General features: G+C 65.2%; 18 protein-coding genes, 1 tRNA gene and 1 pseudogene. 12 read left to right on the forward strand and 8 right to left on the reverse strand.

Annotation, left to right across the window (positions count from 1 at the left end; translation table 11 throughout):
- Positions 1-668: pseudogene (locus BZF61_RS15915) on the forward strand (IS5 family transposase); the annotation flags it as partial.
- Between the two features lie 182 nt (positions 669-850).
- On the opposite strand, the gene BZF61_RS12665 reads toward BZF61_RS15915, so the two are convergent.
- Together BZF61_RS12665 and BZF61_RS12670 are read right to left on the reverse strand one after the other, a co-directional pair.
- Positions 851-3,100 carry an EAL domain-containing protein gene (locus BZF61_RS12665; protein ID WP_158094102.1) on the reverse strand — a complete coding sequence of 750 codons (2,250 nt, stop codon included), beginning with the start codon at positions 3,098-3,100 and terminating at the stop codon, positions 851-853.
- A 219-nt stretch (positions 3,101-3,319) separates the two neighbouring features.
- Positions 3,320-3,823 (reverse strand): DUF3429 domain-containing protein, encoded by a 504-nt coding sequence (locus tag BZF61_RS12670; RefSeq protein ID WP_086619749.1) that lies wholly within the window; start codon positions 3,821-3,823, stop codon positions 3,320-3,322.
- Positions 3,824-3,898: 75 nt separating this feature from the next.
- Between BZF61_RS12670 and BZF61_RS12675 the strand changes: the two genes are divergently transcribed.
- The 3 genes from BZF61_RS12675 to BZF61_RS12685 all read left to right on the forward strand — a co-directional run bounded on the left by BZF61_RS12675 (position 3,899) and on the right by BZF61_RS12685 (position 6,872).
- On the forward strand, positions 3,899-4,672 hold the full coding sequence (locus tag BZF61_RS12675) for an SDR family NAD(P)-dependent oxidoreductase (RefSeq protein WP_086619751.1): 774 nt from the start codon (positions 3,899-3,901) through the stop codon (positions 4,670-4,672).
- 170 nt (positions 4,673-4,842) lie between these two features.
- Positions 4,843-6,141, forward strand: a complete 1,299-nt coding sequence (locus BZF61_RS12680) for an ABC1 kinase family protein (RefSeq protein ID WP_425429631.1) — start codon at positions 4,843-4,845, stop codon at positions 6,139-6,141.
- A gap of 239 nt (positions 6,142-6,380) precedes the next feature.
- Positions 6,381-6,872, forward strand: a complete 492-nt coding sequence (locus BZF61_RS12685; protein ID WP_245804632.1) for a low molecular weight protein-tyrosine-phosphatase — start codon at positions 6,381-6,383, stop codon at positions 6,870-6,872.
- Here BZF61_RS12685 and recG read toward each other — a convergent pair.
- The gene (gene recG, locus BZF61_RS12690; protein ID WP_086619754.1) at positions 6,869-8,932 is read right to left on the reverse strand and encodes an ATP-dependent DNA helicase RecG; all 2,064 of its coding nucleotides are present in this window, start codon (positions 8,930-8,932) and stop codon (positions 6,869-6,871) included. The genes BZF61_RS12685 and recG overlap by 4 nt on opposite strands.
- Before the next feature lie 73 nt (positions 8,933-9,005).
- On the opposite strand from recG, the gene BZF61_RS12695 reads away from it, so the two are divergent.
- From BZF61_RS12695 to BZF61_RS16095, 3 genes are all read left to right on the forward strand, one after another.
- Entirely contained in the window at positions 9,006-9,296 is a 291-nt protein-coding gene (locus tag BZF61_RS12695) for an FAD assembly factor SdhE (RefSeq protein ID WP_211276781.1), read from the forward strand.
- A gap of 51 nt (positions 9,297-9,347) precedes the next feature.
- The gene (gene mfd / locus BZF61_RS12700; protein WP_086619756.1) at positions 9,348-12,863 is read left to right on the forward strand and encodes a transcription-repair coupling factor; all 3,516 of its coding nucleotides are present in this window, start codon (positions 9,348-9,350) and stop codon (positions 12,861-12,863) included.
- Positions 12,864-13,349: 486 nt separating this feature from the next.
- Positions 13,350-14,306, forward strand: coding sequence for a TonB-dependent receptor plug domain-containing protein (locus BZF61_RS16095; RefSeq protein WP_086619757.1), 957 nt, complete (start codon positions 13,350-13,352; stop codon positions 14,304-14,306).
- 64 nt (positions 14,307-14,370) lie between these two features.
- On the opposite strand, the gene BZF61_RS12710 is transcribed toward BZF61_RS16095, so the two are convergent.
- Positions 14,371-15,222 carry an EAL domain-containing protein gene (locus BZF61_RS12710; protein ID WP_245804633.1) on the reverse strand — a complete coding sequence of 284 codons (852 nt, stop codon included), beginning with the start codon at positions 15,220-15,222 and terminating at the stop codon, positions 14,371-14,373.
- A gap of 133 nt (positions 15,223-15,355) precedes the next feature.
- Here BZF61_RS12710 and BZF61_RS12715 point away from each other — a divergent pair, with 133 nt between their 5' ends.
- On the forward strand, positions 15,356-16,150 hold the full coding sequence (locus tag BZF61_RS12715) for an NAD kinase (RefSeq protein WP_086619854.1): 795 nt from the start codon (positions 15,356-15,358) through the stop codon (positions 16,148-16,150).
- A 128-nt stretch (positions 16,151-16,278) separates the two neighbouring features.
- A tRNA-Asn gene (locus tag BZF61_RS12720) sits at positions 16,279-16,353 on the forward strand.
- A gap of 32 nt (positions 16,354-16,385) precedes the next feature.
- Here the strand turns inward: BZF61_RS12720 and BZF61_RS12725 are convergent.
- A complete protein-coding gene (locus tag BZF61_RS12725; RefSeq protein WP_086619759.1) occupies positions 16,386-17,135 on the reverse strand; it encodes a sulfite exporter TauE/SafE family protein in 750 nt (249 codons plus the stop codon).
- Positions 17,136-17,192: 57 nt separating this feature from the next.
- On the opposite strand from BZF61_RS12725, the gene BZF61_RS12730 reads away from it, so the two are divergent.
- Positions 17,193-17,801: a GNAT family N-acetyltransferase gene (locus tag BZF61_RS12730; RefSeq protein WP_086619760.1), complete on the forward strand. Its 609-nt coding sequence runs from the start codon at positions 17,193-17,195 to the stop codon at positions 17,799-17,801.
- A gap of 3 nt (positions 17,802-17,804) precedes the next feature.
- Here the strand turns inward: BZF61_RS12730 and secA are convergent, their stop codons facing one another.
- Both secA and BZF61_RS12740 read right to left on the reverse strand, forming a co-directional pair.
- The gene (secA, locus tag BZF61_RS12735; RefSeq protein WP_086619762.1) at positions 17,805-20,570 is read right to left on the reverse strand and encodes a preprotein translocase subunit SecA; all 2,766 of its coding nucleotides are present in this window, start codon (positions 20,568-20,570) and stop codon (positions 17,805-17,807) included.
- Positions 20,571-20,688: 118 nt separating this feature from the next.
- A complete protein-coding gene (locus BZF61_RS12740; protein WP_086619764.1) occupies positions 20,689-20,976 on the reverse strand; it encodes a hypothetical protein in 288 nt (95 codons plus the stop codon).
- 88 nt (positions 20,977-21,064) lie between these two features.
- Here BZF61_RS12740 and argJ point away from each other — a divergent pair, with 88 nt between their 5' ends.
- Together argJ and BZF61_RS12750 are read left to right on the forward strand one after the other, a co-directional pair.
- Positions 21,065-22,291, forward strand: a complete 1,227-nt coding sequence (gene argJ / locus BZF61_RS12745; protein ID WP_086619765.1) for a bifunctional glutamate N-acetyltransferase/amino-acid acetyltransferase ArgJ — start codon at positions 21,065-21,067, stop codon at positions 22,289-22,291.
- Positions 22,288-23,082, forward strand: a complete 795-nt coding sequence (locus BZF61_RS12750) for an inositol monophosphatase family protein (protein WP_245804634.1) — start codon at positions 22,288-22,290, stop codon at positions 23,080-23,082. Before argJ ends, BZF61_RS12750 begins: the two co-directional genes overlap by 4 nt.
- Before the next feature lie 4 nt (positions 23,083-23,086).
- On the opposite strand, the gene trxA is transcribed toward BZF61_RS12750, so the two are convergent.
- Positions 23,087-23,407 carry a thioredoxin gene (gene trxA, locus BZF61_RS12755; RefSeq protein ID WP_086619767.1) on the reverse strand — a complete coding sequence of 107 codons (321 nt, stop codon included), beginning with the start codon at positions 23,405-23,407 and terminating at the stop codon, positions 23,087-23,089.
- Between the last annotated feature and the right edge of the window lie 54 nt (positions 23,408-23,461).

The raw sequence follows: 23,461 nt of genomic DNA on the forward strand, positions 1-23,461 counted from the left end.
CGCATCGTGAGCGGCATTATCTTCGTGATCAGGAATGGCCTGCGCTGGCGCGATGCGCCTCCCGCCTATGGCCCGCACAAGACGATCTACAACCGGTTCATCCGCTGGAGCCGCCTGGGCGTGTTCAACCGTATCTTCGCCGAGCTCGCCGCCAAGGGCGGCAAGCCCGACCAACTGATGATCGATGCTACCCATCTCAAGGCGCACCGGACGGCGGGGAGCCTGCTAAAAAAGGGGCTCTACCCCGACGTATCGGGCGCACCAAAGGTGGCTTGAACTCCAAGCTTCACGCTGTCTGCGATGGCAGGGGCCGCCCGTTGATCATGCTGCTCAGCGAAGGGCAGATGAGCGACTACAAAGGGGTGGCCCTGATGATCGATGCCTTCCCAGGAGCCAAGGCGTTGCTCGCTGACCGGGGCTATGATGCCGCCTGGTTCCGCCATGCCTTGGCCGAGCGCGGCATCACCGCCTGCAACCCATCAAAGGCAAACCGCAAGGCGCCCATCCCACACGACGCCGCCCTCTACCGCCAGCGCCACAGGATCGAGAACATGTTCGGCAAGCCCAAGGACTGGCGACCGATCCACACCCGTTATGACCGCTGCGCACACACCTTCATGTCCGCCATCTGTATCGCTGCAACCGTCATCTTCTGGCTACCGCAATGAGTCCTGAGCCTGGATTTGCTAATGCCCAAACGCAAAAAAGCCCCGGTTTCCCGGGGCTTTGTCGTTAATCTGACTGACAGAAAATTACCGACCACCGAACAGGTGCGAGAACCACGCCCACATACTTGCCTCCTGCTAGTTATGATGCACCGGCAGGGTTCTTAACACAAAATTAACCTTAATCAACCGTTAATTACGTTTCTTCCGCCGCCCATCATGGCAAGCAGTTGGGGCATGGAGATGGCCTGCGCGAACAGATAGCCCTGCGCCTGATCGCAGCCCATCGCGCGCAGGGCGTCAGCAACGGCCTGCGTTTCGACCCCTTCCGCGACAACAACCTTGCCGAGCGAATGCGCAATCTCGATCGTCGCGCGAACCACCGCCCTGCTCTCTTCCGAGCTGTCCATATGCTGGACGAACTTCTTGTCGATCTTGAGTTCGGAACTCGGAAGCTTCTCGATATATTCGAGATTCGATTGTCCCGTCCCGAAGTCGTCGATCGACAGGCCGATGCCCCGCGCCTTAAGCGCGGCAATCTGCGGCGCGATCAGTTTGTCCTCGAGCTTGGCGGTCTCGGTCAGTTCGAGCGTCAGGTTTTCCGCCGGGAAGCCGATGCGCCCCAGCATCGTCATCATGTCGAACAGGAGATTGGTGTCGCTCAGGCTCTTGGCCGACATGTTGACTGCCAGCTTGAAGCCCGGATCGAGCGCAATCGCCTTACGCCCATCGCGCAGCGCGGCCTCCATCACGATCAGGGTCAATTCGTTGATCCGGTCGATCGCTTCGGCGGCGAGCACCAGTTCCTGCGGATTGATCGCAACACGCCCGTCCGGCTTCCAGCGGATCAGCGTCTCGGCCCCGACAATGCGGCCTGTCGCCAGTTCGATCTTGGGCTGGTAGGCGACCCCGACATTGCGCTCGCGCAGGCCCTGCTCGAGCGCGCGGATGAGCTCTAGCCGGTGGTTGCGCGCCTCGACATAGGCGGCATCGTTGATGATGAAACGCACCCCGCGGCTCGCCGCCTCGTCGGCGGCCTGCATCGCCTTCTTGATCCGCTGGCCAAGCGGCAGGGCGTAGTTGGTATCAATTCCGATCGCTGGCGCGCTGCTGGCTGATTGCCAGTCATGGCTGATCGCGGTCTTGAGCATGAGCGCCAGGCCATCGGCGTGGCGTTCCAGGCTGACTGCGTCCATCCGCGGGGCGAGCCAGATCAGCGAATCACGCTCGAAGGCGACATCGCCGGCATCGCCCGGCCCCTTGATGTAGCTGATCAGCGTGTTCACGAAATCGCCCAGCTCGCGCGTGCTCCAGTCCTCCGACATCTCGGCGAGATTGGCGATCTTGAGCGCATAGACGTCGAGGTCGCCGCCGACCTTGTCAAGACCAAGCGCGGAGGTGGTCATCGCGTCGACATCGGCGCTGTAATACTTCCGGGCGATACGCTGGAACCCGATGGCCGCGGCCATGACCGCCAGCAGCGCTGACATGATGTCCAAGTTGATGCCGAATTCGTCTCCCAGCAAGGAAATCGCCGGAAGGCCGAGGGTCGCAGCCCAGAGCGGCTTAGCCGAACGCGCACTGCTGATAGCATGCCAGCCGATCGCTACGGCGGCCACAAAAAGCGCGGGAAACCACATCAGATCGATAGGCGTGCCGCGCTTCAGCGTATGAGCGCCGAGAATATGGAAATAGGAGCCCGGAATCCTGCCATAGAACGGCAAAAGAAACACGTCCGGCGATTCCAGGAATGTCTTGCCGATGATAACACTCTTGCCAGAAAGCTCTTTGGAACCGAACCGCCCCTTCAGAATGTCGACATAGCGATAGGTCGGGATCGAGCGCGGATCGAAGGCGTAGTCCGGCCGGTAGCGCAGATGTTCGCCGTGATAGTTGGCGAGCAGTGCCGAGATCGACGGATAGGTTTTCCCGTCAAGCGCCACATCGGTCGGAAATACGACCGAAAGGCCGAAGGGGCCGGAGAAACCCACCATCGAGGCCATTCCGACGCGTTCCCGGAACTCGGGAAGAGGAACAATCTTGGCAACCTTCTGGAACCCGACTTCGTGTTCCGGTGAAACGCCAAGCCATACCTTGCCGCGATATTGATCGAGCGTGCGTGCGAAGGTGGCATCGTCCAGCGGGGTTTCGGGATCGGCGTGAGCGCGGTCAAACACGATCTTGTCAACCCCTGCGTCTGCCAGACGCCGGATCAGTTCGCTGTCGTCGGTGCGCGTGGGCATCTGCTTGCCGAGTTCGTTGAGCGTCGCATCGTCAATCGCGATCATGACGATGTCCTGCGGCGCGGGACGGGAGCGCAGCTGGGCGCGGACGGCACGGAAGCCGTCCTCAAGCGGCAAGGGCAGATCGATCGCGGCCGAAACCAGACCGAACAGGATCGCAAAAATCGCCACCTTCACACGCTTGCGGCGCAACAGGTTCTGGCCTGATTTGAGCGACCTTTCATCACCCTCTGGCTCATTGATACCCCACCGGCCACGATTGCGGTGCAGCAGTGCAGACAGAGAAAGCAGTCCAGCAATCATCGCGCGGGGCAGGTCCGTTCATGAGACACCGGACTTGCCCTAGGACGGAATGGTTAATTCATCGCCAACAATGGGCCGCGCACCGCTCTGCGCGAGGTGATGCCGACATCACAGCATCGCAATCGCCGGATCGAGCGGCGGATCGACCACCTGTCGCGACAGCAGCCCGAGCGCGATTGTGAGGCTGCCCAGACCGAGCGAAAGGTGCCAGCGCAGACGCAGGAAATCGGGGCTGGCAAAACCGAGCGCACGGTCGACCATCGGCGACAAGGCGATCAACGCGCCGAGATAGAGCAGCGCCGGCCCCGGCCATTCCCAGCCGAAGGTCCACGGCAGGAAGAGCGCGAGAGCGATCAGGCTCGGCAAGACGGCAAGCAGATAGGCCCCCGCGCCCGTCCGGCCCGACTGCACCGCCTGACCCCACCACACCCCGCCAAGGAAGCTGAAAATCGCCGCGGCATAGGCAAAGCTTCCGCCAAGCGCCGCATAGCGCCATTCGTGGCCGGCCAACACCATGACAAGGCAGAGGAGCTGCGGGGCGAGACCGGCATAGCCCAGAAGGCGGGCGGTCGTGTCAAGCGGGGCGGCGGCGGGGGGAGGTTTCGCGTCCATGGCGCCACAAAGCCTGCGCGCCCGCGCGGTTCCCGACCGCTTGCAGTGGCGCAGGCTTTGCGCCACTTGAGGGCCATGGAACTGTTCGATCTCACTGGCACCACGGCGATTATCACCGGCGGCAATGGCGGGTTGGGCCTCGCCATGGCGCGCGGGCTGGCCAAGGCCGGAGCCAACGTTGCCATTCTCGCGCGCAATCCCGACAAGAACGCCGCCGCCGTCGAAGAGCTGCGCGCCCTTGGCAAGGGCGACGCGCTCGCGCTCACCTGCGACGTGGCTGACGAGGCGGACATCGCCACAGCCCTGGAGCAGACCCTTGGGGCCTTCGGTCGCGTCGATGTCTGTTTTGCCAATGCTGGAATTGCCGGGGCCGGCACGGCGATCCCGGACATCACCGCGGACGGCTGGGACCGCACAATGGCAGTCAACACCCGCGGCGCGGCGCTGCTTTACAAGCATGTCTCCCGCCACATGATCGCGCGCGCCAAGGAGGGGGATCCCGGCGGCAAGCTGATCGCGACTTCGTCGGGCCAGTCGATCATGGGGGTGAATCGCTCGTCCGACTACGCCGCCTCCAAGGCCGCATTGAACGGCCTCACCCGCGCCGCCGCCTTCGAGCTGGCGCGCTACGGCATCACCGCCAACGCCTTGCTTTTCGGCTATTACGAAACCGACATCACCGCCAGGGCCGATCCCAAGTTCGCCGAATGGATGAGCCGCCGCATCCCGCTGCGCCGTCCGGGCGATCATGCGGGGCTGGAAGGTCTGGCGGTGTTCTTCGCCTCACCCCATTCGGACTACATCACCGGGCAATGCCTGCCGGTGGATGGAGGCCTGTGCATCAGCTGATTGCCGCTGGCGCGCGCCATCTCGACCGGAACGCCCGGCAGCGCAAGCCGTTGCCCAGTGAAAGATCTCTCATAGCTGGAAACCCCCTCCCCGTGGCCGACGACGACATTCCCGACTTTGCCGACCTGCCCGAAGACCGCGCCCGCCAGCGCCCCGTACCGGCTGGGCGGATGGCGCGCTTCGGCACCTTCGGCAAGCTGGTTGGCGGGGTTGCCGGCGGGATGGTGGCCGAGGGCGCGCGGCGGCTGGCGAGCGGCGAGAACATCTCGGCGCGCGATCTGATCCTCACCCCGGGCAATGTCCAGCGCCTGACCAACCGCCTCAGCCACTTGCGCGGCGCAGCGATGAAGATGGGGCAGATGATCAGCCTCGATGCGGGCGACTTCCTCCCGCCCGAGCTGTCGAAGATCCTCGCCACCCTGCGCGATCAGGCCCATTTCATGCCGACCCGCCAGCTCGATCAGGTGCTGCGAAGCGAATGGGGCCCCGACTGGCGCAGGCATTTCCGCTGGTTCAACCCTCGGCCCATCGCCGCCGCCAGCATCGGTCAGGTGCACAAGGCGCTGACCCGCGACGGCGAGGAACTGGCGATCAAGGTGCAGTATCCGGGCGTCGCCAAGTCGATCGACAGCGATGTCGACAATGTGATGACCCTGCTCAAGCTCGCCGGCTTCGCTCCGCCAGAGCTGGAGATGGACAAGCTGATGGCCGCGGCCAAGCAGCAGCTTCACGAGGAGGCCGATTACCAGCGCGAGGGAGCGCAGATGGCGCTCTATCGCGAGCAGCTGGCGGATACCCCCGGCTTTGTCGTCCCGCGCCTGCACGAAGGCCTGACCCGCGGCTCGATCCTCGCGATGAGCTTCGAGGACGGCGTTTCGATCGAGGAGCTCGGCGGCGAACCGCCCGAGCGGCGTGACCAGGTCTTCGCCCGGCTCGTCCGCCTAGTAGCGCGCGAGCTGTTCGATTTCGGGGTGATGCAGACCGATCCCAACTTCGCCAATTTCCGCTACCGGCGCGAGACAGGCGAGATCGTGCTGCTCGATTTCGGCGCCTGCCGTCCGGTTGATCCGATGGTGGCCAATGGCTATCGCAAGATGCTCGAGGCAGGCCTGCGCGGCAATGCCGAGCAGGTGCTGGCCGCCACCATCGAGGCGGGGTTCATGATGCCGATCGTCGCCGAAAAGTACCCCGAGCGGGTGAACCGGATGATCGATATCGTCATCAACGAGATGCGCAGGGATGCGCCCTTCGACTTCGGTAACCGCGCCTTCATCCCGCTGCTGCGCGACGAGGGCTTTGCCATTGCGCAGGACAAGGACACCTGGGCCTTCCCGCCGATCGAGACGCTGTTCGTGCAGCGCAAGGTGTCCGGCACCGCCCTGCTCGGCGCGCGATTGAAGGCCAAGGTCAATGTCCGCCGGATCACCGAGGAGGTGCTGGCGAGCACGCAGCCGATGCCGATCGGCTAGACATTGGCCCGGCGCTCTTTGCGCCGGCCACGCCGCGACATGGCTCGCCAGCAGCAAGAGCGTCATCGCGTGCCTTTCGCGCGCCAATTCGTGAAGTTGGCGCGGGTGGACGTGCCTTGCTGTCCGCCTGCAAACCGCACCACTGACCCGGTTTTGCCCCGCTGCCGGACAGGAATGTTCGAAAAAGCGCAATCTTTTTAGCCTGTCGATTTGTGCTATAGCGCGCCACGATGCATGGGGTGGGTCATCATGAATTGCGGGTGCTGTTCGTGTGTCTCGGCAATATCTGCCGGTCACCGATGGCCGAAGGCGCGTTTCGTGCGGCAGCGATCCGCGCCGGGCTGGAATGCGACATGGATTCGGCCGGAACGGCGAGCTATCACATCGGCCAGCCGCCCGATCCACGGGCCATTGCCACGGCCCGCGCCAATGGCGTTGAGATCGGCAATCTGATTGCGCGCCAAATCACGCGCGAGGATTTCTACCGCTTCACGCACATCATCGCGATGGACGAGGCCAATTTGGCCGGCATCCGCGCCCAGTCGCCGCGTGATGCCACGGCCTGCGTCGCGCTGCTGATGGATGCGCTCGAAGACAGCCGCGGCAAGCCGGTGATCGACCCCTATTACGGGGATGAAGCGCTGTTCGCCCGCGTATGGAGCGAGATCGCCGCGGCGACCGAAGCTCTGGCCAAGCGCTTCGCGCTCGAAGGTGTGGGCCTTCGCCTCTAGCCTCCGCGGAGCAGCTGGACACCCCAGTCGCGTTCAAACAGATAGAGCAGCAGCCGCGCCGCCTCACCTCTCGGGCTTGTCAGGCCCCCGTCGCGCTCCATCAGTAGCCGCGCATCGGCATGGGCGGCAGGCAGCAGGCGCTGCACCTGATCGAGGCTGGCGATTCGGAACGCCGTCTCGCCCGATTGCCGCGTGCCAAGCAGCTCGCCCCCACCGCGCAGGGCGAGATCCTCCTCGGCGATGCGGAAGCCGTCCTGCGTCTCGCGCATCAGCGCGAGCCGCTTGCGGCCCGTCTCCGACAGCTCCTTGCCGCGCAGCAGCAGGCAGACCGATTTCTCCGCGCCCCGCCCCACCCGGCCGCGCAACTGGTGCAATTGGGCCAGACCGAAGCGCTCGGCCTGCTCGATCACCATCAGCGTCGCGGCGGGGACATCGACGCCGACCTCGATCACCGTGGTCGCCACCAGCAGCTTCGCCTGCCCGCTGGCGAAGCGCTCCATGTTGGCGTCCTTGATCTCGGGGCGCAGCTGGCCATGAACCAGCACCACCGCCTGACCGAAGCGATCCTTCAGCGCGGCATAGCGCGCTTCGGCGGCGGCGATGTCAGCCGCCTCGCTGTCGTGCACCATCGGGCAGACCCAATAGGCCTGTTGCCCGCGCGCAAGATGCCGCGCGAGGCCTTCGACGACCTCCTCAATCCGCTCCTCCGCGATCACGCGGGTGACGATTGGCTGGCGCCCGGGCGGCAGCTCGTCGAGTTGGCTCACATCCATCTCGCCATATTGCGCCAGCGTGAGCGAACGCGGGATCGGGGTCGCGGTCATTGCCAGCGTATGCGGCGCGCGGCGGCCCTTGCCTGCCAGTGCCAGCCGCTGCGCCACCCCGAAGCGGTGCTGCTCGTCGATCACCACAAGGCCGAGATCGCGATAGGCCACCGCCTCCTGAAACAGCGAATGGGTCCCCACGACAATGTCGATCGAGCCATCGATCAGCCCCATCAGGATCGATTCGCGCTCACGTCCCTTGGCCCGCCCGGTCAGCAGCGCGACTTCGGCCCCTGTCGGCGCGGCCAGCTTGCGCAGGTTTTCGAAATGCTGGCGCGAGAGGATCTCGGTGGGGGCCAGCAGCGCCGCCTGCTTGCCCGCCTCGACCGCGATCAGCATCGCGTGCAGCGCCACGACGGTCTTGCCCGCGCCGACATCGCCTTGCAGCAGCCGCAGCATCGGCGCTTCCTGGGCCATGTCGCCCTCGATCTCGGCGATGGCGCGCTTTTGGGCAGCGGTAAGCGCGAAGGGCAGTTGCAACCTGGCCCGCAGGCTCCCATCGCCGACTAGCGACTGACCGCGCCGCCGCCGGCCCTCGGCCTTGACCAGCAGCAGCGCCAGGCTATTCGCCAACAGCTCATCATAAGCCAGGCGGTCGCGCGCCTGCTGGTCGCTGCGCTCGTGCGCCAGCCGCAGGGCATCCCGCCACGCCGGCCAGCCGGATCGCGCCAGCTGCCCCGGCTCGATCCATTCCGGCAGCTCGGGCAGGCGGGCGAGCGCCTGCCGGACGAATTCTGCGATCCGCGGCTGGGTGAGCCCTTCCGACAGGCCATAGACCGGCTCCGACAAGCGGCCCATGTGGGCCGCACTTTCAATCTCGATATGGTCGGGATGGACGATCTGGAGCATATCGCCATAGCGATCGAGCCGCCCGGCGATCCAGCGCCTTTCGCCCACGGGAAGCAGCTTTCTGGCGGTATAAGCCGCCTTGCCGAACCACGTCAGCGCACAGATATTGCCCGCCTGGTCCTGGGCCAGCACGCGGTACGGGCCACGGCTGCCCGCGCGCGGGCTGCGGTGCTCGATCGGGGTGAGCGCGACGATCACCTGCTCGCCTTCATTGCCATCGCCGAGATCGGCAATCGCGCGGCGGCTGACGAAGCGTTCAGGCAGGTGATAGGCCAGATCCTTGACCCGCGCGAGGCCGAGCCGTTCAAGCGGCTTCAGCAGCTTCGGCCCGACGCCTTCGAGCGTCTGGACTTCGGCGAACAGCGGGTTGAGAGCCTCGGGGCGCATGGTTGCATTCGCTATCATTCGCTTTGCCTGATTGCGAGTTGAAGCGATTGGAAGCTGTGGCTAGGTGGGCGACATGACCGAAGCCTCCTTGACCGGCCGCTCTTTTCAGCACCGTCTTGCCCGCGCGAGGTTCCGCGCGTGGCACCGCGGGACGCGCGAGGCCGATTACATGATCGGCGGCTTTTTCGATCGTTACCATGTCGGCTGGGGCGATGCCGAGCTGGACTGGTTCGAAGCCCTGCTCGATGAGGATGACGTCGACGTGATGGCTTGGGCGCTGGGCACGCAACCGCCGCCCGCGCATCTGGCCGGTGATCTGCTGATGCTGATGCAGAAGCTCGATTACGTCGACATTCCGCGCTAGGGGCACAGCCAGGCGGGAACGCTTGGCGCCCGCGCTGCTTGTTGAGAACCCATGCCCGATCTTTTCCGCATCCTCTCGGCGCGTGAGCCGCTGAACTTGTCCTCCCTTCCGCGCGGCAGCCTGGCCCTGGTGCTGGCCGATCTCGCGCGGGCAGCGCAGCAGGTGAAGGACGGGCAGCGCGCGGTGTTCATCGCTCCGGACGAAGCGGCGATGCGCGCCGCAGCCGACGCCGCGCGCTTCTTCGCGCCCGAAGTCGAGGTGCTCACCTTTCCCGCTTGGGACTGCCTGCCCTATGACCGGGCCAGCCCCGCACTTGCGATCAGCGCAGAAAGGCTGGCGACCCTCCACCGTCTTCAACGTCAGACGGCATCGGCGCAGCTGCTCATCACCACCGTCGGAGCCGCGCTCCAGCGCGTGCTCACCCCCTTTCGCGTGCGCGCCTGCGTGCGCGAGCTGCGCGTGGGCAGTACCATCAGCCACGACAGCCTCGCCGCGCTCCTGACCCGCCAGGGCTACAGCCGCACCGATACCGTGATCGACCACGGCGAATTCGCCGTACGCGGTTCGATCGTCGATATCTTCCCCTCCAGCCTCGATACCGGGCTCAGGCTCGACTTCTTCGGAGACGAACTGGAGAGCCTGCGCCTGTTTGATCCCGCCACCCAGCTGACCATCGAGCGGGTGGATTCCCACCTCCTCCTGCCTGCCTCCGAAGCGCTGGTGGACGAAGACAGCATCAAGCGCTTCCGCTCGCGCTACCGCGAGCTGTTCGGCGCCCATGCCACGCAGGACCCGCTTTACGAAGCGGTGTCGGACGGGCGGCGGCTCGCAGGGATGGAGCACTGGCTGCCGCTGTTCGAGGACCGCCTCGCCACGCTGTTCGACCATTTCGGCAAGGGCGATGTGGTGGTGATCGACCAGAGCGCGATCGGCGCAGCCGATGAGCGGCTGAAGGATATCGCCGATTACCACGAGCAGCGCGGGAAGATCGCGGACGAAAGGAAGGGCTCCTACCGCCCGCTTGCGCCGGACGCGCTTTATCTCTCCCGCGCCGAGTTCGAAGCCGCGCTCGCTGCCCTGCCCGCCCACCGCGCCTCCGGTTTTGCGGCCGAGGCGGGCAATCTTACAGTCGATTTCGGCTTCCGCTCGGCGCGCGATTTTGCCCCCGAACGCGCGCGCGCAGAGAATGTCTACGAGGCCGCCGCGGCGCATCTCAAGGCGGTTGCCAAGTCGGGGCGAAAGCCGCTGCTGGCCGCCTACTCGGTCGGCAGCGCCCGGCGCATCGCCGCGATCCTCGACGAGGCCGGCGCACCCACGGCGCTCGCCGAAAGCTGGCAACAGGGCCTCGGGCTTGCCGCCAAGGGCAAGACCGCGGTGCTCGTCCTGCCGCTCGAAACCGGCTTTGCCAGCAACAGTCTGGAACTGCTCACCGAGGCCGACGTGCTCGGCGATCGGCTCGTCCGACGCAAGAAGAAACGGCGGGATTCCGATGCTTTCCTTGCCGAACTTCAGGCTCTGTCGAGCGGCGATCTGGTGGTCCATATCGAACACGGGATCGGTCGCTACCTCGGCCTCGAACCCATTCCGGTCGGCAAGAGCCAGCATGATTGCGTCGCGCTCGAATATGCCGGCGGCGACAAGTTGTTCATTCCGGTCGAGAACATCGACGTCCTGACCCGCTACGGCTCCTCGGAGCACGCGGTTCCGCTCGACAAGCTCGGGGGCGAGGCATGGCAACGCCGCCGTGCGAGGCTCAAGGAGCGCATCACCGCCATCGCCGGCGAGCTGATGCAGGTCGCCGCAGCCCGCGCGCTGCGGCAGGCCCCGGTGCTTGCGGCCGATCCCGCCACGCTCGGCCAGTTCACCGACCGTTTCCCCTGGGCCGAGACCGAGGATCAGGAACGCGCCATCGCCGACGTGCTTGCCGACCTCGAAAGCGGCCGGCCGATGGACCGCCTCGTGTGCGGCGATGTCGGCTTCGGCAAGACCGAGGTCGCCCTGCGCGCTGCTTTCGTCGCCGCGATGAACGGTCAGCAGGTCGCGGTGGTTGCCCCCACCACCCTGCTCGCGCGCCAGCACTACCAGAACTTTGCCGAACGCTTCGCCGGCTTCCCCCTGAAGGTCGGCCGCCTTTCCCGCCTCGTTTCGGCAAAGGAGGCCGCCGAAACCCGCCAGGGGCTGGAAAACGGCCAGATCGACCTAGTTGTCGGCACCCATGCGATCCTGTCCAAGAGCACGAAGTTCAGGAACCTCGGCCTCGTGATCATCGACGAGGAACAGCGCTTCGGCGTCACCCACAAGGAAAAGCTCAAGCAGTTGCGGGCCGACGTTCACGTCCTCACCCTCACCGCGACGCCGATCCCGCGCACGCTCCAGATGGCAATGAGCGGCCTGCGCGAGCTCTCCACCATCCAGACCCCGCCGGTCGATCGCCTTGCCGTGCGCACTTACGTGATGGAGTGGGACGACATGGTGATCCGCGAGGCCCTGCTGCGCGAGCATCACCGCGGCGGGCAGAGCTTCATCGTCGTCCCGCGCATTTCCGACATGACCGAAATCGAGGAATGGTTGCGCGAGCACGTCCCCGAAGTGAAGTCCGTCTCGGCGCATGGGCAGATGAGCGCTGGCGAGGTCGAGGAGCGGATGGGCGCCTTCTACGACCGCAAGTATGACGTCCTGCTCTCGACCACGATCGTCGAAAGCGGTTTGGACATCCCGAGCGCCAACACCATCATCATTCACCGTGCCGACCGCTTCGGTCTCGCCCAGCTCTACCAGCTGCGCGGACGGGTCGGACGGGCCAAGCTGCGCGCCTATGCCTATCTCACCCACGAGGCGGGCGTGGCGCTCTCGGAAGTGGCGCAAAAGCGGCTCAAGGTGCTCGGCGACCTTGACAGTCTCGGAGCGGGCTTCCAGCTGGCAAGCCACGATCTCGACATTCGCGGCGCGGGCAATCTGCTCGGCGATGAGCAGTCGGGCCATATCCGCGAGGTCGGCTTCGAACTCTATCAGGCGATGCTGGAGGAGGCGATCCTCGCCGCCAAGGCGGGCGAGATGGGCCTCGAACGTCCGCGCGACAAGCTTACCCCGCAGATCACCGTCGATGCCCCGATCATGATTCCCGAGGACTACGTCCCCGATCTGGCGGTGCGCATGGGCCTCTACCGTCGCCTCAACCAGGCCGAGGGGCAGCACGAGATCGAAAGCCTCGCCGCGGAGATGATCGACCGCTTCGGCGAGCTGCCGCAGCCGACCAAGAACCTCATCCGCCTGATCGAGATCAAGCATCAGGCGATTGCCGCCAACATCGCCAAGATCGATGTCGGCGCGCGCGGGACGCTGGTGACCTTCCATCAGGACGATTTCCCCGATCCGGCGGGCCTGATCGCCTATGTTGCGCGGCTCAATGAAGGCGGCAAGGACACCGCCCGCTTGCGCCCCGATATGAAGCTGGTGATCAACCGCGCCTGGGGCGATCCGCTGAGCCGCCTCAACGGGCTATTCCAGCTGACCAAGGGGCTTTCGGGCATCGTGAAGAAGGCCGCCAAGGCCAAACGGGCCGCGTAATTTCATGTCAAAGTTGACAAAGGTGACATGGTGTCACCTTTGCGATCTTCGGCTTTGGCCCGTAATTCCAATACCCTGTATCGACGATCCGGGCCGGACGGACAGATTTTCCGGTGCGCGAACAAGCCTGCGGCTGATGGCGGGCGCGTATGACAATGCGAAAGAGCCGGCGGGGCTGGGTTCTAGCGGGCTCGCCGCGGGTAGGAAATCCCTGCTCCGCACCGGTGTCTTTGCCCGCCTCTCGATCAGGATCGCCTGCCCGCCTTGGAATGTAACCCAAATGCCACATTTGCAGCGAGAATCGCTGCTTTGCGGCAATAATATTCTGCATGGCGGGACCCGGCGGCAATTTTCAGGCGTTTCCAAGTCTCTCCACCAAGGAGGAAACACCCCATGTCCATTCGCTCGATGATCACCGCCTCCAGCGGGCTTGCGGCTCTCGCGCTCGCTTGCGCCGCGCACAGCGCCCTTGCCCAATGAAGAAGCATGGCCGGCGCTTCCGAGGGCACCGCGCCCGATCAGGTGCTGGTGCTGGTCAATGGCAAGCGGCGACATTCCGCGGCGCTGCTCAACCTCAAAGGCTCGGTCGGGCGCGGCTCGACCGGGGTGGACATGAACACCATCCCGCCGCTGGCGATCGAGCGCATCGAAGTGCTGCGCGACGGCGCGGCTTCGCAATACGGCTCCGACGCGATTGCGGGCGTGATCAACATCCAGCTCAAGAAGCGCGAAGGGGGCCGCGCGCAGGTGACCTACGGCAAGTGCATCATCACGATGGAAGACGTCGCCCAGGTCGACACCGTCTTGCCCACCACCGGCGCGAACGATGATCCGGTGATCACCTTCACCGGGCGCGATCGCCGCCGCCGCGACGGCGACACCATCACCCTCGCCGCCAATTTCGGCATTCCGGTAGGGGGGAAGGCCTATGTCAACATCACTTCCGAGTACAAGGACCGCGATCCCACCAACCGTTCCGGCCCCGATATCCGGCGCCAGTATGCCGGCGTTGGCGACCCGCGCGAGACCACTGTCAACCGCTACAGCCACCGTTTCGGCGACGGCAAGTCGGAAGATGTCAACCTTTTCGTCAACACCGGGGTTGAGGTCGGCGCGTCGCTGCGGGCCAACCGCTTCGGCTCGGTGTTCCTGCCGATCGGTTCGAACAATGACATCACCATTCCCAAGGGTGCGGCCCCGGGCGACGTGACGCTGTCGCCCAAGTGGGTGGTCGATCTCGAAGCGCGTTTCAACCCGGCCGAGATGGTGCAGGTGGCCGTGGGGGCGAACAACCTGTTCGACGAATGTCCCGATCGCCTGCCTTTTGGTGTGGTCAACGGGTTCAACTTCGGCCTGAACCAGAGCTTCCTGCCCTATTCCTCGCAGTCGCCCTTCGGCTTCAGCGGGCGGTTCCTCTACGGGCGCGTCAGCGTGGAGTTCTAGAGGCCTGCATCAGGCTGCGGGAGGGGCGTCTTGAGGGGCGCTCCTCCCCGGCTCTCGCTCTCGGTTACCCGTGCCCCATGCCGCGCGCGGTGCGCGCCAGGGCCACCACTGCGGCGCCGGGCATCGGGCGGGCGCGCAGGAAGCCCTGCCAGTAATCGCAGCCTTCCGCAGTAATCGCGGCGCGCTGGATTTCGGATTCGATCCCCTCGGCATAGATCGCCAGGCCCAGCGCCTTGCCCAGCGCGACGATCGCCCGCAGCACTGCCAGCGCGGTGGCATCGGCAGGCACGCCCTCGACCATCATCTTGTCCAGCTTGAGCGCATCGAGCGGCAATTCGCGCAGGTAGCGGAAATTGCAGAACCCCGCGCCGAAATCGTCCAAGGCAGTGCGGAACCCGAGGCCGCGCAGCGCCTTCAAGGCGCGCCCCGCCTGCGACAGGTTGCGCAGCAAGAGATCCTCGGTGATCTCCAGCATCAGCCGGTGCGGGGCAATGCCCGAATCCAGAATCAGCTTCGCAAAGTCCGCGGCAAAGCGCGGATCGCCCAGCTCCTCGGGGGTGATGTTCAGCGACAGGGTGAGATTGTGCGGCCAGGTGCCCGCATCCTCCAGCGCACGGGCGACCACGTGGCGTGAGAGCGGCGCGACCAGCGCGGCACGCTCGGCAATCGCGAAAAGATCGCGCGCGCCGATCTCGCCAAGGGTCGGATGCCGCCAGCGCGCCAGCGCCTCGGCCCCCGTCACCGCGCCCGAGACGCAGGCGAATTGCGGCTGGAACAGCACCTCGATCTCGCGCCGGTCGAGCGCGCGCAGCAGATCGGCTTCGAGCATGCCGGGAGGCACGCCGGGCAGGCTGCCGCGTGCAGCCCCTCGCAGCGATGTCCGGCCCTGTTCCATCCGCGCCCTTTCCTGCTTCACCCTTAGCTGCCGAATCTGCGGCTGCCTTCCATCAATTGCAATCTGCGCCGATCTGGCACATCAGGGCGATCCGCCAGTACTGCGCCGGGGATAAGGGGTTCAACCTGTGGCGAGCGACACGCTTGGGGGAATGATGACGAGCAACGGAACGCCATTCCAGCGCCTCGCGCTGCTCGCCTCGGAAACGCCGCGCGCGCAGGAGGCACACGCGGCGCTGCTGGCCCAGGGCGAATGGGTGCCCGTGGCCGAAGCCGATGCGGTGGTGGTGCTGGGCGGTGACGGCTTCATGCTCCAGACGCTCCACGCCATGATCGATACCGGTCGGGTGATACCGGCCTACGGCATGAACCTGGGCACCGTCGGCTTTCTGATGAACCGCTACGACAGGCGTGCCGCCATCGCGGCGCGGGTGGCCAAGGCGCGGCGCTGGACAATTGCGCCGCTGCGGGTCGAGGCGGTGACACAGAATGGCGAAACCCACGAATTCTGCGCGATCAACGAGATCTCGCTGCTGCGCGAAACCCGCCAGACCGCCAAGATCGAAGTCACCGTGGGCGACCGCGTGCGGATCAGCGAGCTGGTGTGCGATGGGGTTCTGGTGGCGACGCCTGCCGGTTCGACCGCCTACAACCTTTCAGCCAACGGCCCGATCCTGCCGCTGGATTCGAAGATGCTCGCGCTCACCCCGATCAGCCCCTTCCGCCCGCGGCGCTGGCGCGGGGCAATCCTGCCCGACCGCATGAGGATCGTGCTGCGCGTGCTCGATCCGGCCAAGCGCCCTGTCGCCGCCGTGGCCGACCAGAAGGAGCTGCGCGACATCGCCGAAGTGCGGCTGGAGATCGCGCAGGACATGCAGCTCACCTTGCTGTTCGACAAGGGCCAGAGCCTCGAAGAGCGGATCGTGGCCGAGCAGTTCGTGACAGGGTGATTTTCGCCCCTGCGATGGCCGCGCCACACTTGCTTCGCGAGACATCGAATGTTGCGCAAACCCCCTTGCAATCCCCCGCCCTGCCCCATATAGGCGCGCCTCTGCCAGCGGACTTGTCTGCCGGTTGCTCCCCGATAGCTCAGCGGTAGAGCATTCGACTGTTAATCGAATGGCCGTAGGTTCGAATCCTACTCGGGGAGCCATTTTCCTTCCAGCGACGGCGTAACGAAGGGGCCTAGGCCCCCATCAGCAGACGCACGCCCACCACCAGCACCAGCAGCGCGGTCAGCGAGCGGATCCAGTGGGGCGGCAGCAGGCGTACGGACAGCAGGCTGCCGATCTGGCCGCCGATCGCCACGGCGACCAGCAGCGGCAGGCCCGCCTCGATCGCCGCGCCCAGCAGGGCGGGATCGTTCTTGCGCAGCTGTCCAGCAAGGCCGAACAGCGAGTTGACGAGAATGAACAGGCTCGCGCTCGCGGCGATCCCGCGCGGCTCGTGCCAACGCGCCAGATGCAACAGCGGCGCGAGGAAAATCCCCCCGCCGATCCCCACGAGGCCCGCGAAGTAACCCAGCGGCGCGGCAGCGAGCGGCATCCAGCGGGCAAAGCGCGTGGGCGTGTCGGCGGCCTGCTCGCGCACCGGGATCAGCATGGTCAGGCTGGTCAGCACCAGACTGGCCCCTAGCAGCATCAGGAAGGTCGCCTCCTTGATCGGTGTCAGCCCACCGGCAAAGCTCGCCGGAGCGCCAAGCATCACGATCACCAGCGCCTTGCGCCATGGGGTCAAGCCCGCGCGGGCAAAGCGGATGGTCCCGCCGGTCACCACCACGATATTGCAGGCAAGGCTCACCAGCGGCAGGAGGCGATAATCGAGCTTGGAGAGCGCCAGCAGCGCCGAATAGGTCGAACCTCCGCCGAAACCGACGCTGGCATAGAGCAATGCGGTGACGAAAAATCCCGCGGCAAGGACACCGATCAGCGACATCCTTGCGCCCTATCGCCGATTTTCCGCCGGTGCTAGGCAGGGTGCGAGGGGGTGCGCGTGGAACTCAGCATCGAATTGCCCGAAGCTATCCGCCGGGCCGGCCCTGCCGAGGCGCGGCGGATCGGGGAGATCACCGCCGAAGCATTTCGCGAAGATCCGTTCAGTCTTTGGCTGTTCCGCAATTTCGCCGGCATTCGGGCGCTGTTTCTGTTGCAGGCCAAGCATATCTATGTCCCGCGCGGGTTTTGCTACACCGCAGGCGATGACGGCGCATGCATGTGGATGATGCCCGGCGGTGACAATGCCTTGCGGAGCGGTGATTACCTGCGCTTTGCCGCCCACACCCTGCTGGCATCGGGGCCGGGTGCGATCGTCAGGGCGATGAAAACCGGGCAGGCGATGGAGGCCCGCCATCCGGCTTTCCCCCATGCCTACCTGTTCAGCATCGGCGTACGCCCCCGCGCCCGCCACACCGGCCTCGGACGAAGGCTGATCGCTCCGGTGCTCGATGCCTGCGACCGCACGGGCACCCCTGCCTATCTCGAAAACTCGAACCGCGCCAATGCCGGGTTTTACGCCAGTTGCGGGTTCGAGATGCTGGGCGAGCCGATCCATCCGATGCCGGATAGCCCGCCCTTGCAACCGATGATCCGCGAGCCGCGCTGAGAATCAGACAATCGCGCGGGCCGACAATGCCCCATGGCAGTGCTTGTATTTCTTGCCGCTCCCACAAGGGCATAGCGCGTTGCGGCTAAGCCCGAGATGGGCATAGGGATCGCCCTGCGCATCCGCTCCGCCAGGCCCGACTTCCGCCGCCGGCGAGCCGGCAAGCGCGCCGAAAAGTTCGGGCCTTAGCTCCGATCCGTCGCCATCGGCCGAATCGTCCAGCCCGGTCAGCGGGTCGATATGGCCGGTGAGGAAATCGGGCAGTTCGGGGAGCGCCTGCGGCTGCGGCGGCTCGATCCTCAGCTCCGCGCGGAAGAGGATCTTGGTGACTTCCTCGCGCAGGTTGTCGAGCATCGTCTCGAACAGGCCGAAGGCTTCCTGCTTGTATTCGTTGATCGGCTGCTTTTGCGCAATCGAACGCATCCAGATCACCTGGCGTAGCGCATCGAGCGTGGCGAGGTGTTCCTTCCAGTGGTGATCGAGTTGGCGCAGCAGCACGTCCTTCTCGACAATCCGCCAGATCGCCGGATCGGAGCGGGCGATCTTTTCTTCCATCATCTTGTCGGTCAGGGTGCGCAGGCGTTCCTCGAGAAGTTCGGGCTCGACCGCGTCTTCCGCCAGCCATTCGTCGAAGGGCGCTTCGATGCCGAAGATTGCCTCGACCTTGGCCTTGAGGCCGGCAATGTCCCACTGTTCGGGGTAGGAGCCAGGTGGACAGGCGGTTCCGACCATGGTGTTGATGGTGTCGTGGCGCATGTCGATAACGACATCGTCGACCGCCTCGCTGTCCATGATCTCGGCGCGCTGCTCATAGACCACCTTGCGCTGGTCGTTCATCACGTCGTCGTATTGCACCACCTGCTTGCGCATCTCGTAGTTGCGCGCCTCGACCTTCTTCTGCGCGGTCTCAATCGCTTTGGAGAGCCACTTGGATGCGATCGCCTCGCCATCGGCGAGGTTGGAATTCATCATCTTGGCGAACAGCGTGTCGGGGCCGAAGATGCGGAGCAGATCGTCTTCGAGGCACAGGTAAAAGCGTGACAGGCCAGGGTCGCCCTGACGACCCGAGCGGCCGCGCAGCTGGTTGTCGATGCGGCGGCTTTCATGGCGTTCGGTGCCGAGAACGAACAGGCCGCCGGCGGCTTTCACGCGCTCTTTCTCCTCGGCGACTTCGGCGCGGATGCGGGCGATGGCGGCATCGCGCTCGGGCCCTTCGGGCATATCGCGCAGCTCGTCGTTGATGCGGAACTCGGCATTGCCGCCGAGCTGGATATCCGTCCCGCGCCCGGCCATGTTGGTGGCGATGGTGACCGCGCCGAAACGGCCAGCCTGGGCCACGATATGGGCTTCCTGCTCGTGGAAGCGGGCGTTGAGCACCGAATGCTTGACCCCTTCCTTTTCGAGATACCGGCTGAGCAGTTCGGACTTCTCGATCGACACCGTGCCGACCAGCACCGGCTGGCCGATTTCCTGCTTTTCCTTGATCGCCTTGGCAATGGCCTGGAACTTGTCGGCGGTGTTCTTGTAGAACACGTCTTCCTCGTCGATCCGCGCCACCGGCAGGTTGGTGGGGATTTCGACCACGCCGACCTTGTAGATGTCCCAGAATTCCGCCGCTTCGGTGGCGGCGGTGCCGGTCATGCCGGAAAGCTTGGGATACATCCGGAAATAGTTCTGGAAGGTGATCGAGGCCATGGTCTGGTTTTCCGGCTCGATCTTGACCCCTTCCTTGGCCTCGACCGCCTGGTGAAGGCCGTTCGACCAGCGCCGCCCCTCCATCATGCGGCCGGTGAACTCGTCGATGATGACGATCTTGCCGTCCTTGACGATGTAGTCGGTGTCGCGCTTGCGCGCGAAATTGGCGATCAGCGCCTGATCGAGGTGGTGGACGACCTGGGTGTTCTCGACGTCGTAGAGATTGCTGGTGGCAAGCAGGCCCCTTTCGAGCAGGATTTTCTCGACTTCCTCCAGCCCCTCTTCGGTCAGCTGGACGCGGCGCACCTTCTCGTCGATGTCGAGCCATTCCTTCGGGATCTCGCGCGCAACGGCGTCGAGCGCGATGTAAAGATCGGATTTGTCCTCGGTGGGACCAGAGATGATCAGCGGGGTACGGGCCTCGTCGATCAGAATCGAGTCGACTTCATCGACGATCGCGAAATTGAACGGGCGCTGCACCATCTGGCTGCGCTCGTGCTTCATGTTGTCGCGCAGATAGTCAAAACCGAACTCATTGTTGGTGCCGTAGGTGATATCGGCGTGATAGGCGTCGCGCTTGGCCTCCTCTGGCATGCCGGGCACGACCACCCCGACGGTGAGGCCAAGCCAGTTGTAGAGCCGTCCCATCTCGGTCGCGTCGCGGCGGGCAAGGTAATCGTTGACCGTCACGACGTGGACGCCCTTGCCTTCGATCGCGTTGAGATAGACCGCCAGCGTCGCCATCAGGGTCTTGCCCTCGCCGGTGCGCATCTCGGCGATCTCGCCGCGGTGGAGAACGATGCCGCCGATCAACTGGACATCGAAGTGTCGCATCCCGAACACGCGCACCGAAGCCTCGCGCACGGTGGCGAAGGCTTCGGGCAGGATGTCGTCGAGCGTCGCGCCGTTATCCACCAGCGCGCGCAACTTGGCAGTCTGGGCCTTGAGTTCATCGTCGGAAAGCCCCTGCATCTGGGGTTCCAGGGCATTGATCTGGGCGACGATCTTGCGCAGCGACTTGATGTAGCGGTCGTTCGAGGAACCGAACAACGACTTGATGAGCGAATTGAACATTGGTGCAAATTGCCTTTGAAAAGGTGTGGCCCTTGAGCGGGCGGGCACGAATCCGTGCGGGAGAAGCGCAAGCGGCAGGAAGCGGCGCGGCGGCAGCGGGATATGAGCAAACGCGCGCCTATTCGTAGGCGCGTTCGATCCCCATCAACACCGGCAGGCGCAGCCATGCAGGCGGTGCCGGGCGGCTTTCGGGCGCAGCAAGGGCGCGGGTCGCCTGCAGGGTGCATGGTGCCGGTTGCCCGCTGACGCTCTCACTGCCCGATGCCTCATCGTCGGTGGCGGCGGCAATGCTGGCATTGCAGGCCAGCGCCTCGGCCAGCGACGAACCCAGAGACGCTTGCGCCGGGCTGGCAACCGCGACAAGGCCGGTAAGCAGAGCCAGAAGGGCGAAGAAATGCCGGGTCATGGTGCACGCTAGATAGGCAAATAAGCGAGGCTCGTCCACCAGCTTTGCCGATTTACTGTGACCGGGCGCGTGCCTAGAGGGCTTTGCCATGCAGATCGACCGCTCGCCCCTTGCCCGCCCCTTCCCCCAACTGCCCGCGATTGCCGGGGTCAGCCTGCGTGTCGCGCGGGCAGGTTACAAGGATTGGGATCGCGCCGACTTGACCTATGTGCAGCTGGCCGAAGGCACCAGCGTGGCGGGTGTCTTCACCAAGAGCGCCTGCGCCTCGTCCGAGGTGGAACTGGGCCGCGCCAACATCGCGCAGGGCGCTGCGCGTGCATTGATTGTCAATGCCGGCAATTCCAACGCCTTTACCGGCTGGCGCGGGCGCGAGGCGGTCGAGGCGATCATGCATCAGGTTGCTGCGGCACTGGATTGCCCGCCGGAACAGGTGTTCGTCTCCTCGACCGGCGTGATCGGCGTGCCGCTGCCCAAGGACAAGGCGCGCGCCGGGATCGCCGCGGCGCTGGTGGCCGAGCCGTGTGGCTGGGAAGATGCGGCACAGGCGATCGGCACGACCGACACCTTCGCCAAGGGCGCAGGCGCAAGCGCGATGGTGGGCGAAGCGCGCATCGAAATCGCGGGGATCATCAAGGGCTCCGGCATGATCGCACCCGACATGGCAACCATGCTCGGATACATCTTCACCGATGCCGATGTCGCACCCGCCTTCCTTCAGGAAACGCTCGATCGCGCCAATGCCGCGACCTTCAGCTGCATCACGGTCGATGGAGACACTTCGACGAGCGACACGGTGATGGTCTTCGCCACGGGCAAGGCCGGCAATCGGCGGATCACCGGCTGGGACAGCCCCGGAGCGGATGCCTTTGCCGCCGCGCTCGCGGACGTGTGCCGCCAGCTCGCGCAGCTCGTCGTGCGCGATGGCGAAGGCGCGCGCAAGTTCGTCACCATCCGCGTCTCCGGCGCGGTCAGCGATGACAGCGCGCGCCGCGTGGGCCTGGCCATCGCCAACTCGCCGCTGGTCAAGACCGCGATCGCGGGCGAGGATGCCAATTGGGGCCGCGTCGTCATGGCGGTGGGCAAAGCGGGCGAACCGGCCGACCGCGACCGGCTTTCGATCGCTTTCGGCGGCATCTGGGCTGCCCGTCAGGGCTTGCCGGTCGAAGACTATGACGAGGCGCCCGTGGCCGCGCACCTCAAGGGTGAGGAGATCGACATCGCGGTCGATCTCGGCCTCGGTGAGGGCCGGGCGACCGTTTGGACCTGCGATCTCACCCACGGCTACATCGCGATCAACGCGGATTACCGCTCGTGAGCGCGCTCGATGACGAGATCCGCGATCTGATGCGCTTCGCCGCGCAGCGCGCCATGCTGCCGCGTTTCCGCGCCTTGGCCGCGCATGAAGTCGCACTGAAGGGAAAGGATGATCCGGTCACCATCGTCGACCGCGAGGTCGAAAGCTTCCTTACCGAGGCCCTGACCAGACTGGCGCCGGGCGTTGCCGTGGTGGGCGAGGAAGCCGCGCATGCCGACCCGGCGGTGCTCGAGCACCTCTCGCGCCAGTGCTGGATCATCGATCCGCTCGACGGCACGGCGAATTTCGCCGAAGGCAGGGAGCCGTTCGGCATCATCGTTGCGCTCGCCGATGCGGGCGAGACGGTCGCAGGCTGGATATACGATCCGGTAAAAGACCGCTTCTGCCATGCTCGGCGCGGCGCAGGGGCCTTCGTCAACGGCGAGAAGATCGCGTCGCGCACCACCGGCCAGCAGCCGCCCGTCACCGCCGTGAGCCGCATCTTCCTCACCCCCGAACAGTGCCGACAAGTCGATGCAAGGCTCGCCCCGCACTATAGGCTGGTCGACATCCCGCGCTGCGCTGCCGAGCAATATCCCCGCCTTGCGCTGGGCGAAAACGACATCTCCAGCTTTCAGCGCACGCTCGCCTGGGATCATGCGGCCGGGGTGCTGTGGCTCAACGAAGCCGGCGGCAAGGCTGCGCGGCTCGATGGCAGCCCCTACCGGGTGGACGAGCAGGACAAGCCCGGCCTCGTGGGGGCCTCCAGCCCGAGGATCTGGGACGAATTTGTCCGCCGCGTGCTCGCCTAGGCGATCACAATTCGCTTTCAAGCCATGCCTTGAGCTGGCCCTTGGGCGCCGCACCAAGCCTCTGCGCAACCGGCTTGCCATTCTTGTAGAGCACCATGAGCGGAATCGACTGGACGCCGATCTGCGCGGGCGTGTCGGTGTTTTCCATGATGTCCATCTTGGCGATCACCACCTTGCCGGCCAGCTCGTCGCTGATTTCCTCAAGCGCGGGCGCGATCATCTTGCATGGGCCGCACCAGTCGGCCCAAAAATCGACCAGCACGGGCGTTTCGCTATCGAGCACGTCGCGCTGGAAGCTCGCATCGGTGACTTTGACGGTGGCCATTTCGCTATCTCCTTATGCGTGCCAGCATAGGAGCGGGCCGCGGTGCATTGCAAT

This window comes from Erythrobacter tepidarius (assembly GCF_002155695.1).
Lineage (GTDB): Bacteria > Pseudomonadota > Alphaproteobacteria > Sphingomonadales > Sphingomonadaceae > Erythrobacter > Erythrobacter tepidarius.

Coding starts and splice junctions, on each gene's coding strand:
- BZF61_RS12740 (WP_086619764.1), bottom strand. CDS start 20,976: ATGACCCGGCATTTCTTCGCCCTTCTGGCTCTGCTTACCGGCCTTGTC.
- secA (WP_086619762.1), bottom strand. CDS start 20,570: ATGTTCAATTCGCTCATCAAGTCGTTGTTCGGTTCCTCGAACGACCGC.
- BZF61_RS12715 (WP_086619854.1), top strand. CDS start 15,356: ATGACGAGCAACGGAACGCCATTCCAGCGCCTCGCGCTGCTCGCCTCG.
- BZF61_RS12680 (WP_425429631.1), top strand. CDS start 4,843: ATGGCGCGCTTCGGCACCTTCGGCAAGCTGGTTGGCGGGGTTGCCGGC.
- BZF61_RS12695 (WP_211276781.1), top strand. CDS start 9,006: ATGACCGAAGCCTCCTTGACCGGCCGCTCTTTTCAGCACCGTCTTGCC.
- BZF61_RS12725 (WP_086619759.1), bottom strand. CDS start 17,135: ATGTCGCTGATCGGTGTCCTTGCCGCGGGATTTTTCGTCACCGCATTG.
- trxA (WP_086619767.1), bottom strand. CDS start 23,407: ATGGCCACCGTCAAAGTCACCGATGCGAGCTTCCAGCGCGACGTGCTC.
- recG (WP_086619754.1), bottom strand. CDS start 8,932: ATGCGCCCCGAGGCTCTCAACCCGCTGTTCGCCGAAGTCCAGACGCTC.
- mfd (WP_086619756.1), top strand. CDS start 9,348: ATGCCCGATCTTTTCCGCATCCTCTCGGCGCGTGAGCCGCTGAACTTG.
- BZF61_RS12675 (WP_086619751.1), top strand. CDS start 3,899: ATGGAACTGTTCGATCTCACTGGCACCACGGCGATTATCACCGGCGGC.
- argJ (WP_086619765.1), top strand. CDS start 21,065: ATGCAGATCGACCGCTCGCCCCTTGCCCGCCCCTTCCCCCAACTGCCC.
- BZF61_RS12670 (WP_086619749.1), bottom strand. CDS start 3,823: ATGGACGCGAAACCTCCCCCCGCCGCCGCCCCGCTTGACACGACCGCC.
- BZF61_RS16095 (WP_086619757.1), top strand. CDS start 13,350: ATGGCCGGCGCTTCCGAGGGCACCGCGCCCGATCAGGTGCTGGTGCTG.